Here is a 17,747-nt window from a genome sequence, read left to right as displayed (position 1 = left end):
CATGTTGTTTTCATCCTACCCAAGTTCCCTTCTGGTTCAAAAAGAGGTTGAAAGGTAATCAATTGTTTTTACCTTTGTCTTGTCTGTATTCGTTTGGTAATTGTCCAAATGCTTTGCGGAAAATATCGCTAAAATGACGAGGATTATGATATCCAACTTTTTCAGCTATTTCGTAAACCATGAAGTCCGTATGTAACAGCATTCGAATAGCATGCTTCAAACGAACCTCCGTTAAATATTGTTTGAAATTTTTTCCTGTATGTTTTTTGAAGAAAAAACTAAAGTAGCTTGAATTCATATAGGTTATGTTAGCAACGGATTCAAGTGTAACTTCTTCATGGTAGTGAGTTTCTATGAACTGTTTAACTTTTGCCAATACTGCTTTTTCCTTATTTCCAGATTCGTTCTCGATGATCATGAGTAAATCCTCAACAATTCGAATCATTTCGTGAAGGACTTGGTTATATGTTTTGAGTTGGCTTAATCGTACCTGTGCCTGGTCACGCAGTACACTTTGTTCCGTTGTTAACAAACCAGACTTTTCTAGTTCTTGAACCAAATATAGGAGAGAGGACAAGCACGTAGATATAGCTAATGTACGATCCCCGAAGTGTGCTAATCTAATCATTTCCAGCAATTCTTTCCATATTTTCATTCCCATTTTTTGATCATTTTCTATAAAATGAATTGCTGCCTGACGCTGCAAACTGTAAATTTCTATAACACGTGACTTAGCAGCCAGAGGAGCTCCATTAAATTCAATTACTTTGTCGATCCCCAAGAAATACTTTAAATCATTAGCATACCTGGCTTGTTGATATGCATCTGGTAAATTAAATAGTTGATCGATCATACTACTGATTCCAATCGTCGATCCCAGTTTTAGATATTGTCTGATATTTCTATGAATTTCCTTGGCCATCTCCCGTGAGTCTTGTTCATTATCAAATCCACATATATAAACATACTTGTCACCGTACAGTAGAACTTGACCAATTGCTGGTTCCGTAATCAATTCGTTTAAGATATTACCAACAGCAAACAAAGCGAGTCTGGTCTCTTTATCGTTCCACTTTTGTCCGACTTCTCCCCATTCAACATCCATTATTCCGATACAATATTGGGGACCTCGCAATACATTACAAATCAACGGGTAGTAATCCGAATTTTTTGATAAAGTTCCTTCGATTAGACGAGAAATTCCCTCTTCACGTTGCTCCAAATGAACCTTTTTCTCCAAATGTTTAAGTTTACCTTGACGAAGTTTGTCCTCATGTTCTTCAGTAATGAGCCGAGCAGCACGAAGTAACACTTGCTCAAGCTGAGTTCTGCGAATAGGTTTCAACAAATAATCCAGTGCACCGTATGAAACGGCGTCCCTGGCATAACTGAATTCTTGATATGCGCTAATAAAAATAACTTTGACGGGCAGCGCATTCTCTTTAATCGTTTTGATAATGTCAATACCCGTCATATTAGGCATTTTGATGTCACTGATAATTAGATCAGGATGGTTCTGCTCCAGCATTCGCATTAATTCGTTTCCTTCACTGGCTTGCCCGATAATCTCCATGCCTAGACTGGACCAATTAATAAGCTTTTGCAATCCTTTGATAATGATAGGCTCATCATCCGCCAAAATCACCTTGATCATTTTCGTTCCCCTCCTTTATGGGTAATTCCAGCGTAATCGAAGTTCCGATATGCAGTTTGCTTGCGATACTTAAGCCGTATTCTGTTCCGCATAGGGAGCGGATACGCTTCTGCACGTTTTTCATACCGACATGTACGGTGCTTTGATCACGGGAGTTCAACAAATGCATCACCTCGGTGTACCTCGATTCGTCCATGCCAACACCATCGTCGGAAATGGTGATGATCAAATGGTTTTCGGATCGAGAAATCGACACTTCCACGGTACCTCTGCCTTGGGGATGCAAACCGTGTTCAATCGCATTTTCTACAAAAGGCTGCAGGGACAACTTCAGCATGGCCGTGCTCAGAGGAACATTGTCAGCCACGTGAACATTCAGGCGGTAACGCCTTTCAAACCTGACTTCGATGATATAAAAATAGTCCGTTAAATGATCTAATTCTTCCCGGAGCGTAACCCACTCTTCCCCATAGTCGATCACATACTTCAACTGATGGGATAACGAAGCAATCATGTCACCGACCTCGAGCGCATCCTTGTCGACTGCATTCATGCGAATCACCTCAAGTGTGTTATATAGGTAATGAGGCCTGATCTGGCTTTTCAATGCATTAAGTTCCGTTTGCTTTTGCTTGATCTCGGCAACAAATGCGTCGTCGATATAATTTCGCAATCTTTCTACCATACGGTTAAAACCTTTTCCCAGACGTCCAAGCTCATCCTTACCCTGAATGTCTACTCGGGTGTCAAGGTTGCCTGATTCCACAATCACCATCTGTCGAATAAGCTTACGGATGGGCGTCGAAAGCCTGCGTGAGAACCAGATGCCCATAATCATCAGCACAAATACTGAAAACGCAATGGTGAAAATAAAGGAGGAGCGCGTGGAGGTTAATTGCTCATACAATCGTTCTTTTGATATCTGGACCACCATGTTACCATTCAACGCCGCTACCGATTCTGTGAATTCCATAGTGTGATCATCCATGGATTCCGTAACAGGCATAGCATCGTTCTCCGGGTCGCGATTGCTGAAAAACACCTGTTCCTGTCCGTCCAGCACAAACAGATTGTCTTTATCATTCAACTGAATTTCCGCAAACAATTGACCGATTCTGGAGGCTTTGACATCAATAAAAAGCGTTCCAAGCACCTTGGGCGTGGCCGTGGGCTCTCCAGATGTATCTATCAGATTTCGGCCTATGGTGAACACATTCTCGTTAAAGCCGGCAAAATAAGGAACCGAATGAGTCACAAAAAAGGCTACTTTTGTCGGGTTCTCCTGCATCGCTTGACTCCAGGTCGGAACAGGTAGTTGATTCTCAAGCAGCTCTCTTGTACTACGTGTTTGATAAAATATTTTATTATCAGATTGACGAGCAAAAAAAACGCTTGCAATATAGTTGTCGCTATAGAGGAGCGTTTCAAGAAACGTATCGATCGGAATGGCATTGATTTGTTCCAACTGGTTGACCTGGTAAGTCTGTTTGATGTTTGCGCCCTGAACGAAGCCCTTATATCTTCCGGTATACATCAATTGGGTGGTATCGTCATACTGTTCAAGCGCATCATTGATGTTGTAGCTCATGTACATGACCATTTGTTTGAGATTATCCTGCGCATAACGTTCCACGTGTGAAGTGAAGGTCTGATAGGAATAGAAGCTTTGCAAAAATAGGGGAGTCAGCCCTGCAATGATAAAAGCCGCAGAAAATTTCAAAAAAACGCTATACCTGAGCTGGCGAAAAAAACGCATGTGCTACTCCTCCTTGGTCCGTATGTTCTTTTGCTGTAAGGGTAAGGGTTCAGGAGATCTTTCCGCTTATAACAGCCAACTTAGGAAAAATGATATTGATTGTTATAAAACGCTCTCATTTTAACACAAGATTACGGCTTTTTGTTTGGATATTTATCCTAAAAATACGGTTTCCTTGTCTGACCCTTATTTGTGTAACAAAGCTACACTTATGGCCTGAAATCAGGGAGATAACAGTCTGATTCTATTTTCAGACACTAAGTGGCAACACATTATATAAATGCAAACCGAGTTTTCGTATATTGTTGCCAACTCAAAGAGTCACTCAGATTGTCTGAGTGACTCTTTCATTACAATTCACGTGCAATTTCGTATTAAAATTACAACCTCCGCTTATATCTTAATCCATCTCTTTATAATCAAAGTAATCGAAGTCTGCGTACAAGCGTGTACCACCCAAATCTTGGACACATACACCAGCAAACGCACCAGTAAACGAGAGTTTGCCACCGTACTCATCGGAAAGCACGCCCGTATATAACGCTGGACCAATGTCGATCCAATTTACCTCATCTAGGGAATAACGAAATTGTGTTTTTTCCTGATACACAACAGCCTTTAAATAGATGGGGGATCCTTCCTCCAGCTTGATACCTTTCCCCAACTCATCGTAAACTCCCTGCTGACTGACAATCACCTTGATGTGTTTGCCAATGTGCTCGTCCCAGGATACACACAGATAAAAGTGATCTGATTCATCATAATACAAAACAAGACCTGCCATTTGCATAAAGGTAGAAGGCTCAAATTCAACACATGTTGAAGCCTCGCAGTTCAAGCTGCTTAAACGCCTTGCAACTAAACTTTGTTCATGCCAGGATACAAGTGACTCTCGTCCATATAGACGTAAATATCCTTTGCGTTCTCTAAGGGTAATCCAGCTTTCATCCACGGGTACTCGTAGTGAACTCCATTCCATTCCAAGAGCATGTTCATCAAAATGATTTCTTGAGGGCAATTCAGGAAACGGATGTATTGGCAAATTCGGCGCAGCTACTTCGAGTTCAGGCAACCGGCTGCCTGAATCAAGTTTTAACCACCCATCCTCATTCCAAATGACCTTTTGGATGGAAGTTTCTCGGCCAAGCGGACTAAGTTTGCTTCCGTCGAAAAGGGGTCTGCTGCAGATATGCACCATATACCACTCACCTTGTTGTGTTTCCACAAGACTACCATGCCCTGCCTTTTGTAGCAGATGTTCTATCGAGCCCACTGTCGTTAACAGAGGATAATCCGGATCTACCTCATAAGGTCCTTCCAAACTTCGAGAGCGCATTAATGTTGCTGCATGCATCTCTCCCGTTCCACCTTCAGCCAATAGTAAATAATAAAATCCATTGCGCTGATACACCATTGGCCCTTCAGTTACACCTAAATGAGTGCCTTTAGTAATTAATTTAACCGGTCCTACAGGCTTGCCAAGCTCTTGATCATATTGTTGCATGATAATTCCTGCAAAACTATTTTGATTCTTACGAAAATCCCATTGCATATTGAATAACCATTTGCTTCCGTCCTCGTCATGGAACAGAAAATGATCAAAACCACTTGAGTTCAAATAAACGGGATCAGACCAAGGTCCCTCAATGGAAGGAGCAGTAACTACATAGTTGTAGAGATCCTTGTATACACCTTTCCTTCCAACAACATTCGTATAACATAAATAAAATACACCATCGGAATAACTGAGGGATGGCGCCCATACACCACCTGAACTTGGTATGCCTTTCAGGTTCAGTTGACTAACCCGATCCAAAGGGCGGGCTAACTGGCGCCAATGGATCAGATCCTTGGAGTGATGAATGATTACTCCAGGAAACCACTCGAATGTAGAAGTGGCAATATAGTAGTCATCCTCAACACGTATAATAGATGCATCAGGATTAAAGCCACGCAGTATGGGATTTTGAATCATTGTCTCACTCAACGTTATAGCCTCCAATTGTCTAGTTAATAAAACGTAACATGCGAACTACTTGCCCCCCTCTTTGACATGTATATCTCGAATAAGACGAATCTGCGCCGAAGCAGTTAAAATGACTTGGTACTCTTCCTCGTTCGCAGCAACAACTAGCTCTTTTAATTGCGAGATAGGGGTATTGTAAGAATCCGAAGCTTCGATCTTGAGCTATGATCCGGAAGCTTAAATAACGAAGAAGCCATAGATGACACAACGATTATGAGAGCAAACGTTTCGCTGCTTTCCCTAAAATCTTCAACATCATACCTCCCTCAAATGTATACATCCTGTGTGCAGTAATCGTTACTATACGGATCTTACATGTAAGCGATACGTATCATCATTCAGATTAAAGCCTTTAGTACCTGTCCAGGAATTAATATCTAGCATCACTTGATGACGCTCAGTTGAAAGGTGAATAGTGTCTTCCGATGTATAAGTAACTGTGAGTTCCTTTTGGCCTTTCTCTTTCGGATAGAGTACCGTCCAGAACCCTTTCTTTGCATCAGCAACCGCTCGAACATAATCCATCATTGGAACATGCTCATCTTTGCGATCATAAAAGCGGGTTGTCCTTCCCTGCTCCAGTGTAATGGATTCGAGAGGACTTAAAAAAATAGTCTCAAGATCAACAGATTCAACGCCTTTTGACAGTATCCGATGTCCACGTAAAGTGGAACCGGTAGCAGCAACAGGTAAGTTGAATAACACTTGGCCTTCATAGTCTGCAATTTCGTCACGAATAATATAAACGTCGCATGCGGGGACATAAGCTACATGGCGAATGTGCCTTCCGGAGCCTTCTGGATTAGTTATCTCAATCGTAATGGATTCAACCTCCCCTCCAAGTTTCACGAGAAGAACACGGCTACTCTTGGGAACATCTACCCAACCTCTTTCTAAACTAAATGTACCGGCTGAGAGATTTATCATTCCTCCATCATCTGCAGGTAGTAAGCGCTTGCGCGTTGCGAATTGCAAACAGGCATGTGAGTAAGAGCTAAGATGCCAATGTGTGCTACTGTCAAAGTATCCTTCGATGCCCGAATCCATCACGAGTGGTATTGAGTTTTTATATAAAATGAAGGACCCTTGATCCAGATGTCCGTGTGCAACCGGACGTGGACTCGACATGATTGCAAAATAGCTTTGTTGCTGAATACCAAAATTTTTTCGGAATAGATATATTCCAGCATCTGGGTAACTCATACAGGAGTTAAGGTGAAGCTTCGTCTTCGGGACATATTCTTCAATGTGAGTAAGCAAATTTTCAAAAGCTACCCCTTCACCCGTCCATTTTTTCAATGGTTTCCCAGCAGCATCCCAAGTATGGTACATTCGATCTGCTAGCTGTTGATCCACTTCCACGATCGCAGCATGGAAGACACCGTAATATCCAAATTCAGACCCGTCTCCAAGTGCATGATCACCAAATGGAGGTGTGCCAATCTTGCCATCAAAGTAGCTATATCCAGGCGTTTGCATATCAATGCCATATTCAAACATCCTTGCAATTGGCGTTGTAAGAAACCAATCTTCACCCGTTACATTCTTCAAAACAGTGGCATATCCCGCGAATCTCTCCAACGCAGCATGATGATAGCGAATCGATTCAGGCCACGAACCATCGGAATTCACGTTTAATTCCAATTGTGACCGGAGTATAGTGTTTGCATTGTTCAGCCAGACGTGTCTGTTTGGAAAATCGCTTAGGGCCATCATCATGAAGCTGGTTCCTACACTCATATCCGTCTGCCAATTGCTGCAGCCTCGCTGTGCTTCCTCCGCACTCCATTCGGTTCGATCACGCAAATCTAGCAAGTATCTCAACATATACTCGATCAATGCATGGAATTGCTCCTTTTCATGCAACTCAAAGACGTCAGCCTGACGAATTAGTGAATAACTTACCGCCAGAACGCTTAATACACGACCTCCCTGTACTGCTCCATAAGCGTCATTACCTTCAGGCCGTAAATTGGTGACCATCCAATGTTCTGCGCCTTGACAGAAATCATTCAGAATATAAAGCATTGCAAATTTTGTCTTGATCGCATAGTAGATATCACCTGTCATTGCGTAACGCGTCGCATCAGCCTGCATAGCCAACTGGAAGCGACTACCTGAAAGTGAAGATTTACGATTAAATACGTATACATGTTCACCTATGGCACGGTCATTACTATCCAAAAAAGTAATGACCACTCGCAGACCTTTCTTTAACTTCCCATCCAGCTTAGCAGAAAAGGTAAGTGTACATTGCGTGCCTTGCTCAACGGCAAACATATGATCATACACCCAAGCCCCTTCATCCTCGGAAGTTGGATTACATAGATAGATGGAACGTTTACCCTCACTATGCTGATCTCCATAAGCAAATACCGATGGATCAGATGGTCGGATCTCTTTGAAATGTTCACCTCCACAGTAAGGATACGTTTGTTCCCATTTCAAGATCGGCTTACCTCGACGCGCTTGTGAGGACCAATGATCTGGTTGCGTTGTACCATCATCAAAGCCACCGTTCCATATATCCAAACGTTTACCGTGCGCAGTCCAGATGGCGACGTCATCAATCCATACATGCCCTAATCCTTCTGTCTCGTTCTCTTCTGATGGTAAAACAAAGCTTAACGATGCCTTCACAGTTTCACTTGGAGCTTTGAAGTTTATAATCTTATCGGTATGACTCCAGAGATAAAAATGCTTGTTCAAATCTTCATAGTCACTACATCCATGCATGATTCCATCGACGGCCTTCTCTAAATCTTCTAGACTATAGAGCTCTGTCCATCGTTCGAGATTCTTGTAACGTTCTTGAATGGAGCCTCCGCTATGAACATCAGCCCTGAGTTTCTTCATCTTCTTACTACTCAAATATAATGAAGAATCAGGTTCAAGATCCGTACGCAAACGTCGAGAATTTCGGAGATCATCTAAACAGTTGTATAACTCAACGATTTTTTGAGCTACTATTTCACCATGAATATCTGGATCGTAATCGCCTAACTCTTTCTCTAATGCTTGGGTAGCTATCATTAACGGCTGAACTTTTTCCGGATCATAGTTACCCACTGCATCTCCCAGTGTAGCAGCGCTTAAGAATTGATGGACCTTTTCTAAAGCAAACTTCGCTTTTTCTGGGATAGAAGCACCACCACCACGTAAAATATTCTGATTTTCAAACCAGGTTATTGCTGGCTCAAGACCGTAAAGGGCATATACACCCCCTTCTTGAAAAGGCGGAACCATTGTAAATCGTCTCGTGGCAAAATGAATCGCTTCATCATCTCTTGGGACCAAAAATTCACGATTCCTATGAAAAGGAACTTCATCGTTAGAATCCATAGCTTTGTATGCCTGGTTTAATGCATCTTGCAATGCACGTTTTGCACCATTCGTGACAAAGCTTCCCCTTGCATCCAACAATTGCTCTGCTCGAATGATAAGCTGTTGAAGCATATACCGTGCGTTGGAAGTTGATATCATATTTGTTTCTCCTTCACGAATGTTCTTCTAACTGATCGTGGAAATATATTTAGTTCTGTTTACTCAACAAAATTCAATATATTTGCTTCAGTTTTCCAATCCATCATCCGACTTATATCTCATGACCGCCTTTTTCGTATCTGATTCGTTGACCGGCTACATCCGTCTCTTCAAGTTCAACTTTTACTGGAGCAACCATATGATCAAGATTTTCAATTCGTATGGTTTGAATTCGTCCGTCTGCAAGTACGATTCTTGTTTCATCAGCAGAAGTGGCAACAGCGGATATGATCATGGAATGCTCTTCATAAGGTTCAATGACTGTAATGAATCGTGCTTTACGACCAACACTGCGTGCACTCAACATCTTGCGTCGCCCAGTCTCATCCCCAAGTGGGTAATCTCCTCCGATAGCCGTAACGAACCGAACTGCATTCAGACCTTTCAGATTAATGCGAATGATCCCTTCTTTATCTATATTCATTGGATTAGCAGGAACGGCTCGATCGAATTGTTTCATTGCCAGCTTGACAGGTCCTCCGAAGTAATCTTTACCAACTCCGTGACCGGGATCTGTATTTTTAGTTTCGAGTGAGAGATCTGCTATATATATTTTTTCACCACTCGTTGTTTCCAAATAAGGATCTCCCCAGAAAATGGTCTTTTCCGAAACCTTCAAGAAGCCGTTATCACCAACACCTTCATATGTCATAACACGTAACTCGATCTCTTCTACGCCTTCAACAGGCAAGTCAAGGTCATCTCGACCTAATATCCAGGCTCCAAATTGTCCTTTATGCAAAATCTGTCCATCACCTCGAACCTCATAGAACAGTTGCTTGTCAACTTTATGAAATTCGGGATCGTTTCCTATGATTATCTCAGGAGCGGGTGGCCATAACGTATAATGATCCATCTGTAACAGTCCATCCTCATTAAATCTTGTTCGATCAGCAACCATATTGTCTTCACCGTAAAACATTTCAAAGTGAGCCTTGGCGTTTCCTTCCAAGCTATACCATTCACAATCCGTAATAAGCTGTGCTCCCCCTAGCGGATCTGGATCGAATTGTTGGGTATGTGCTTCCAAGCGCTTGCCATCGCCTTCCAAACTAATTAGCCCTCTGCAATGGAACAAGCAGTCGTATTCATGTTCTTTCTCGCCCTCCATGTAGTCAAAAAGGACGATGTAGTCATCTGTGACGATTGTAAGTCTTCGTTGATGAATGGGCTCGGTAAAATTCGTTCGTTTTGTGTACTCTGGTTCAATATCTGGAATCGGCATGTATCGACCTTCCTTCCAAGCACGTTCGCTAAAAGAATCTTCTCCCTCCACTCTCCATCCTCCATATGGAGGATAGGACCATCGAGCTATGTTCTCAACAGCACTAGCCTGAAACAAACTACCACTATGAAATAATAGATGTTTTCCTTCTGTCGGATCCTGCTGCTTCCGGTCAACAACAACCATATTGTGAGTGATGGAAGATTGCACATAGAATTTGTACATGAACGTATGATAGCTGTACCAGATGCTCTCTGGATTGTAGAAACTGCGTCCATAGCGCATGATGGATAGTAGACTAACACGATCATAATGACCATGCGCACCGCCATGAATACCGTATTTCACCACAGCTTGAATCTGTTCTCCAGGCTCACGATCTGTGGTCTGGGAACGAAGTACAGCCACACCCGCAGTGTCAGCATAGGCTGATTGAAGGTAAGGTTTATTAACGCTGGCCTCAATATCAGGCACTACATACAGTAAATCTCTATCCTCTAGATTGCACCGCAATGCGATGTCCCCATATTCTGGTTGACGGAACAGGTAATACGCCAAATCGTAGCGAGCGTCGAGATAACCACGCTCCGAAATTCCAAGCAGCTTCGTTTCCGTTGAGTCGTTAATTCCAAAAACAACCCCTCGGTAATCTGCGAAAGGTAACAAGCTGTCCCATAGCTGCCGAATGGATCGATAATTGTTTCTCCTTGGGCCCCAAATATCTAGGCAAAGCCCATCTTTTTCCGGCTTATTCCCAGGTGTGATCTGGTCATGATATTGAGCGGGCAACCAATGATCCGCTAAATTGATCCCCCACGGTTTGCAACTTTGAACAACTTCTGTAAATAATCCAGCAGACATTGTATTGTAACCAACGGAACATTCGTACCACCATCCATCATCCAAAGTACCCTTGGACAAATGATCGGTGAATCCACCTATGCCAAACAAGAAGCGATTCATTCGCTCTAGATCCTGCAACGCTTGGCTACAATACAATGCACCGATCATCTCACTTATCGTCCAGTTCGATAAATCACCAATGGATAGAGAGTAATCAATCAAGTCCATAAACATTCGAAAAGAGTAATCCACATTCGCATGATCGTCTGTCGTAAGTAACCCTGAATCCGCAAATACATCATATACAACCGCAGTATGCTTGAAAAATTCACCTTCGTGAACCAATTCTTGATGACAAGCCTGTAATTTTAATGGATATCCTTGTATAGGGTGGACAACGGCACGCAGAAATTGTATCGCTTTCTTAGCCATGTCTTCACGGCCAGTCAGTTTCCATACTATAGCCGCATTCTCGGCTTCATGAGCGTGATGGCTCCGAAACAGAAAATGATCTGATTCAATGTCCGGCACTTCCCAAAGCTCGGCTCGTTGTTGATACATGTCCTTCAGTTCAGAGACCCAGTTATACTCTCGAATATTTCGCTTGACTTGTTCCCAACCTTCTTCAACATGCTTGATATAGGGATGTGGCAAAGTACAGACTGTTGTCAGTTCCAAAGTTTCTGCAAGCTCACCTCGTCCCCCAGGAATAACGATCACATTTTGTTTCTCGTAACCTCCTAGCGCTATATGCATGGGTACTGTGACCTGAATATCAACTTCATGCACCTCACCAGGCTGTAATATGCATTGGGAAGGTTCAACATGAACATCCATGGATTCCCACCCATATCTTTCTGACGAGAGAACAATCGGCTGGATGACATCCGTACAATTATGAACAGAAACACGGTAATGTGCACAGTTTCCTTTGGGCACGGAACGAGACAGTACGGGTGTATCAAGGAAGATTGCAGGACGTCGAACGAACCGTATGGCCCGAATTGTAAGAGGTTGAGCAAACTCTGAATCTATACCTTGGACAGATAGACAAACTGATCTTACAAATTTCCATCTTCCTGACAATGCGACAGTTGTATCAAAATGTTTGAGAACGAATGAAAGTCGTATACGCCCTCCTGCATCAGCTACAGTTATACTTTGTGCACTAACATATGCTAATTCTTCTGCTAATGGACTTTTATCTTTAAGCAATCCGATTTCTGCTATGAACTTCAGAGGAGTCGTGGTATTAATAACTGCCTCAATCTCAAGTGAATGCCAATCTCGTAAATCTACACTATACGGGTTACTAGCGACAAATCCTTTCATTTCCCAGTGATTGTCCAGATGAATGCCAGGATATTGAAGTGTCATTGTACTGTTAGGATGTAATTGCCACGTAAGATCTGTTTCGTCCATTCTCTTACTCGCTAGAGCCTCGTCTTTATCCCATTCCATTAAATTGATACTTGTTTTAGAAATTTTCATCTGCCCGTATTCTCCTCAGCTATTATTTATTGAGCCGATCGCAATCTTCGATATTCCTTAGGCGTCAAGCCATAGGTCTTCTTAAACAATGCACTGAAGTATGAAGTGTTCGGAATGCCTACGGCTTCACTAATCACAGTCACCTTATCGGAGCCAGTGATCAAAAACTCCGTTGCTTTTTTCAATCGATGCATGGCTAAATAATCATTAAAATACATCCCCGTTGTATTTTTAAAAACGTTACCCAGATAATTTGGACTCAGATACAATCGTTCTGCAATGATACGTAGATTAAGATCCTCTGCGTATTGTTGCTCAATAATTCCAACAACTTGTTCTATGATCGTTGTATCAGATGCTTTACGCTGTTCTCCCACTTTTTCTATCCAATTCTGCAACCAATTCAAGAAGACCCCTTTAATCTCATGAAAACACTTGCTTCCGTGAAGCGAAATGCGTAATTCCCATAGAGAGGCTTTGACATCGTTAAAATTAGATAAGGCTTGGGAAACTCGTATTGCAAGACTCATTAAGGAATCTTCAATATATGAAGGGTCAATCCCCTGATTTTGCATTAAATATTGCATTGTCCGATGAACGATTGTTTCCATCATTTCATGTTCTGATTGACTAAGAGCAGCACGAATCTCATCAGCCAGCTTAATAATTTCTTTTTGTATTTCCATTTGATGCTTACTCCACTGTTCTCGTCGCTTTAAAATTAAAGTATAATCCACTCCTTTGATAGACCAGAATTCTCCAATATATTGTGCTAAAACTGCCTCGTTGTAGCTTCTATGGATATCTTGTGGATTTGCTGCTAACCCTCCTACATATAACCCTCTTCTCAACGTTGACAACTTCGAATTGTAATCAGAAGAGTTTTGCGAAAATTTTGCTATCCCTACATAGGATCCTTCATGAAACTCCAATAGCCACAAGGAATCCTTCCAACGATCCCGTTCCGTTGGCTCGCCGAGTATAAACACTTGGAAGGTACATTGTTGTAGTTGGTGGTTCCATTCGTAGCTACCGTTCATGAGGTTCAAAAACTGTCGTCTAGAGTCTTTTTTTAAGCAACGCTCCATGCTTTCTACCCTAATTTGATTCATAAGCCTCCGAACTTCTTCTTCTTCAATAGGTTTGAGCAGATAGTCATCCACTTTCGTTTTCAGCGCTTTTTGAGCATAGCTAAAATCACTGTATGCAGACAGCAAAATGATACGAACATCCAGATCTATAGTTCTTATTTTTTCAGCCATCTCTATACCAGTCATGATGGGCATCTTAATATCTGTAAGAATAATATCCGGCTTCTTGGATTGATATAGGTTGAATCCTTCTTCACCATTGGAGGCAACACCCACGATTTCAATGCCGTAATCCTTACGCCAGTCTATAAAATCTATGAGTCCTTCCCGGCCTATTCGCTCATCGTCTACAATAATCATCTTCATTCAAAACCAATCCTCCTCTAATGCTGAAAGGTTTTATTTGAAAATATAAATGAATGACTGCCCTGTAACAAAATACAGGGCAGCTGTTGTAATCGTTCAAGTCTCAACCTTATTTTGCTGCTTTCCGTGCTTCAAACCATGCTCTTGCTGCTTGCTCCTCAAACACAACGCATTCGTCATACCCTAAACTTTTGGCTTTTTGAATCATTTCTGCTTGCAGTGAACTAAATTCAGCATCATTTCTAGCATAGATCATTTTCCAGGACAACTCTTTGATGATCTCTCCAACCTGATCCCGTTTGACTGCAAGCTGGTCATCATATTTAAAATTCGGTACGTTCACAACGGTATATGAAGCGAGCATGTTATTTTTAAGTAAATATTCTTTTGCCGATAACGCTCCTTCATAATGTTCTGTCCAGTTTTGATCTAGCAGCTCGGCATTATCTTGCAAGTAGGATTTCCATGTGGTTTTGTTCATTGGCGCTTTAATCGTTGAATTAATGGTGTTTTCATCAAGCGCTGCTCCGTTGAACATATACTTGAAGGTATCCCCCGTTTTGCCACCACCGAATTCGTCTGGAACAACAGAATCCACAGGAGACTTCCCGAGTTCTGTCAGTTCAGGTTCCCCTTTATCATTCTTCTGCCAGAACAGACCTTCTGGACCCAAATGATAATTGAGCGCCCCCTCATCTGAATAGAAATAATCTAGTACCTTAATAGAAGCTTCTTTGTTCTCTGACGTAGAGGAAATCGCCCAGAACCAGCGGCCACCTACGGTTGAAGTTTTAGCTTCGGATGCCATTAAGTTTGAAAATGGAATTCGCTTATATCCTTTTCCTCTTTTAACCATCTCAAGATTAGATGGGTTATAGTTCAGCGTCCCCATATAACCGTATACCCACAGCGCAGACTGTCCTTTATTGGCTTTGGCTAAATAGTCTTCCCACGTTTGAGATACCGAATCTTCGTCTAACATGCCATTTTGATAAAACTTGTTATACCATTTCAAAGCTTGCAGATAGTAACTATTCTCATCAAGGATTTTCTCAATTTTATCTTCTGTACCATGCGGCATGATAAAATCATAGCTATTTACACCATCTGTTGAGGTGAATCCATATGAAAGAGCAATTTGTTTAGCCATGTTGACCGATCTTCCATCCCATTCACTGAAGAGTGACATGCCATAAAACTTATCACCATTTTCTGTGGTTGGATGTGCTTCCACCATCTTTTTGATCACGTCATAATAATCCCAATATTCCTTGATCTCTGGTGTACCAAGTTCCTGGTAGTAATCGAAGCGCAGAGATGGAATTGAAACGGGGTCAAGCTGCGTCACATTATTCACATCTGAGACTCCGGTTGGGATTCCGTAAACGCCTCCAAAACTATCCTCCATTCGAGTTATTGCTTCTTTAAATCGCGAAACATTCGGCATCTGATCCAAATCTTCTTTCAAATCAAGCACACTGCCTGCTTCAATAGCCTTTTTAAAATCGTCAGACGAAGTAAACAAAACCATATCACCCAGATTACCTGTAGCCATTTTTGTTTCGAAACGAGATGATCCCCCTACACTATTAGGCATGACGTTTAGAGAAACATTTAATTTGTCTTTCATCACTTTGCCCATATATCCGCCCACAGCACCTTCATAGGTAGCTGACTGTGTATAAATGGTTAAATTCGGTGTTTTATTATCTGTGTTACCTATACCATTAGTGTTACATCCAACTGTGCTAAGTACTAGTAATAACGCCGCACTAATCAAACCTGCTTTTTGAAAAACCTTTTTTTTCATAAGATCCCTCCGTTAGTTTGAAATGCCAGACCATAGCACTGTTTTGACAATCATCCTTTTACCGCACCGATCATGATACCTTTTACAAAGAAGCGCTGGAAGAAAGGATATACCATAAAAATTGGGATGACTACAATCATTGTTACGGTTAGCTTGATGGATTGTGCAGTCTGTACACTTACTCCAACATCCTCAGCTGCCATACTCCCCGAATTTACCGCATTTGCCAGTGCAGTAGCCTGGCTAAGGTATCGGTAAAGTACGTATTGTAGCGTATGGAGATTGTCTTTAGTTACATATAACACTGTATCCATGAAGCTATTCCACTGCCCAACAGCTGAAAAGATAGCTAATGTCGCCAATATTGGTATCATTAGTGGAAAGACAATACGAAAGAATACTACCCCAATCCCAGCTCCATCCATTTCAGCGGACTCCTGCAATTCTTCAGGGACACTTGACTCCACATATGTTTTGACCAAAATCAGGTTAAACGCAGAGACCATGCCAGGGATAATATACACTAGAAAATTGTCCAGCAGTCCTAATTGGTTGTATAACAAGTAGATAGGTATAATACCACCGCTGACATACATTGTTGTGATGAAATACCGATAGACGAAGCGTCGAAGCCACATTTTTCGTTGTGTCATCATAAAACCAAGAAAGCCTGAGACTAGTACTGTAAGGAGTGTTCCAAACATGGTTCGCAAAAAACTAATGAACAGGGCGTTATAAATGTTCGGAATTTGCAATACTTGCAAATAGTTCGTAAAATGAACTCCCTCTGGCCAGAACATGATCTGGCCCTTTGAACTCAGCGTATTATCACTAATCGTATTGATAAAAATGTAATAAAATGGATATACGCACAACAACATAAATCCAATAAAGATAGCATAATTCGCAATATTGAACGCTTTTTCACCTAAGGTGAGACTTCCATTTTTTCCTAGAGGTGATGTTTTCACCTTGCTACTCTGATCGAATCGTACGTTGTTCATGCTCATTAAAAGATCGACTCCCCTCTAAGTGTCTTGGATAGTCGGTTGACACTGAACAGCAGCACCAAGCTGACGAACGTTTTGAGAATACTGATTACTGTAGCTAAAGAGAAATTCCCTTTTAGAAGACCAATATTGTACGTGTATAGATCGAGTACTTCAATTGAACTTTTATTCATTGCGTTCGAGAATACAAAGAATTGATCCATTCCTGTATTGATCATATTAGCAACAGCCAGCATCAACAGAACAAAGAACGTTGGCAGTAGCCCTGGAATGGTAATGTGCCACACAGAGCGAAAACGTCCGGCGCCATCAATCTTGGCTGCTTCATATAGATCTTGTGGTATTCCATTGATAGCTGCTAGATATAAAATAGCGCTCCAGCCTAAACCTTTCCAAATATCTAAAGCAACCATTTTGATCCATATGTGCTCTGAGCTCGCAAGAAAATTGATCGGTTTAGATATTAGCCCAGAATTGACTAAAATGTTGTTCACTACACCTCCATCAACAGACAACAGAGCGAACACGATTGAATAGACCAATACCCAACTAATAAAGTGAGGAATGGTTGTTAGCGTTTGCACAATTCTTCTCATCTTGTTGCTACGAATTTCGTATAACAGAATTGCGAAAACCATCGGTAAGAACGAAAAAAATAGACTAAGAAAACTGATCCCGAAGGTGTTTTTGAGCACTCTCAAAATTTCATACGTTTGCTGTTCGGAGTACACCATCATCTTGAACCATTTCAATCCTACAAAATCCATTTCAAAAATAGATCTTCCAGGGCGGTAATCAACAAAAGCATATGACCATCCCCAAAGAGGCATATAAGCGAACACAAAAACAAAAAACATAAATGGTAACACGAGCAAAAACAATTTGTATTTCGTAGATATCACCTGCACCCTGCTCCTTTCTAACAAGATAGA

9 protein-coding genes are annotated in these 17,747 nt (G+C 41.6%); all 9 read right to left on the bottom strand.

Going from position 1 to position 17,747, the window contains the following annotated elements; translation table 11 throughout:
* Positions 1-58: 58 nt before the first annotated feature.
* The 9 genes from MKX40_RS15755 to MKX40_RS15715 all read right to left on the bottom strand — a co-directional run bounded on the left by MKX40_RS15755 (position 59) and on the right by MKX40_RS15715 (position 17,717).
* Positions 59-1,654, bottom strand: coding sequence for a response regulator (locus tag MKX40_RS15755; RefSeq protein ID WP_339233750.1), 1,596 nt, complete (start codon positions 1,652-1,654; stop codon positions 59-61).
* Positions 1,629-3,410, bottom strand: coding sequence for a sensor histidine kinase (locus tag MKX40_RS15750; protein ID WP_339233748.1), 1,782 nt, complete (start codon positions 3,408-3,410; stop codon positions 1,629-1,631). Before MKX40_RS15750 ends, MKX40_RS15755 begins: the two co-directional genes overlap by 26 nt.
* Before the next feature lie 400 nt (positions 3,411-3,810).
* Entirely contained in the window at positions 3,811-5,397 is a 1,587-nt protein-coding gene (locus tag MKX40_RS15745) for a glycoside hydrolase family 43 protein (protein WP_339233745.1), read from the bottom strand.
* 339 nt (positions 5,398-5,736) lie between these two features.
* Positions 5,737-8,919, bottom strand: coding sequence for a heparinase II/III family protein (locus MKX40_RS15740; protein WP_339233743.1), 3,183 nt, complete (start codon positions 8,917-8,919; stop codon positions 5,737-5,739).
* Positions 8,920-9,031: 112 nt separating this feature from the next.
* On the bottom strand, positions 9,032-12,538 hold the full coding sequence (locus tag MKX40_RS15735; protein WP_339233741.1) for a hypothetical protein: 3,507 nt from the start codon (positions 12,536-12,538) through the stop codon (positions 9,032-9,034).
* A gap of 26 nt (positions 12,539-12,564) precedes the next feature.
* A complete protein-coding gene (locus MKX40_RS15730) occupies positions 12,565-13,995 on the bottom strand; it encodes a response regulator (protein ID WP_339233738.1) in 1,431 nt (476 codons plus the stop codon).
* A gap of 109 nt (positions 13,996-14,104) precedes the next feature.
* Positions 14,105-15,805, bottom strand: a complete 1,701-nt coding sequence (locus MKX40_RS15725; protein ID WP_339233736.1) for an extracellular solute-binding protein — start codon at positions 15,803-15,805, stop codon at positions 14,105-14,107.
* Positions 15,806-15,855: 50 nt separating this feature from the next.
* The gene (locus MKX40_RS15720; RefSeq protein WP_339233734.1) at positions 15,856-16,815 is read right to left on the bottom strand and encodes a carbohydrate ABC transporter permease; all 960 of its coding nucleotides are present in this window, start codon (positions 16,813-16,815) and stop codon (positions 15,856-15,858) included.
* On the bottom strand, positions 16,815-17,717 hold the full coding sequence (locus tag MKX40_RS15715) for an ABC transporter permease subunit (RefSeq protein ID WP_339233731.1): 903 nt from the start codon (positions 17,715-17,717) through the stop codon (positions 16,815-16,817). Before MKX40_RS15715 ends, MKX40_RS15720 begins: the two co-directional genes overlap by 1 nt.
* Positions 17,718-17,747 lie beyond the last annotated feature (30 nt).

Origin of the sequence: Paenibacillus sp. FSL R5-0517 (genome assembly GCF_037974355.1) — a bacterium.
Lineage (GTDB): Bacteria > Bacillota > Bacilli > Paenibacillales > Paenibacillaceae > Paenibacillus.
Note: the sequence above shows the minus strand (reverse complement) of the source record. Positions and strands in the feature narration are given on the sequence as shown.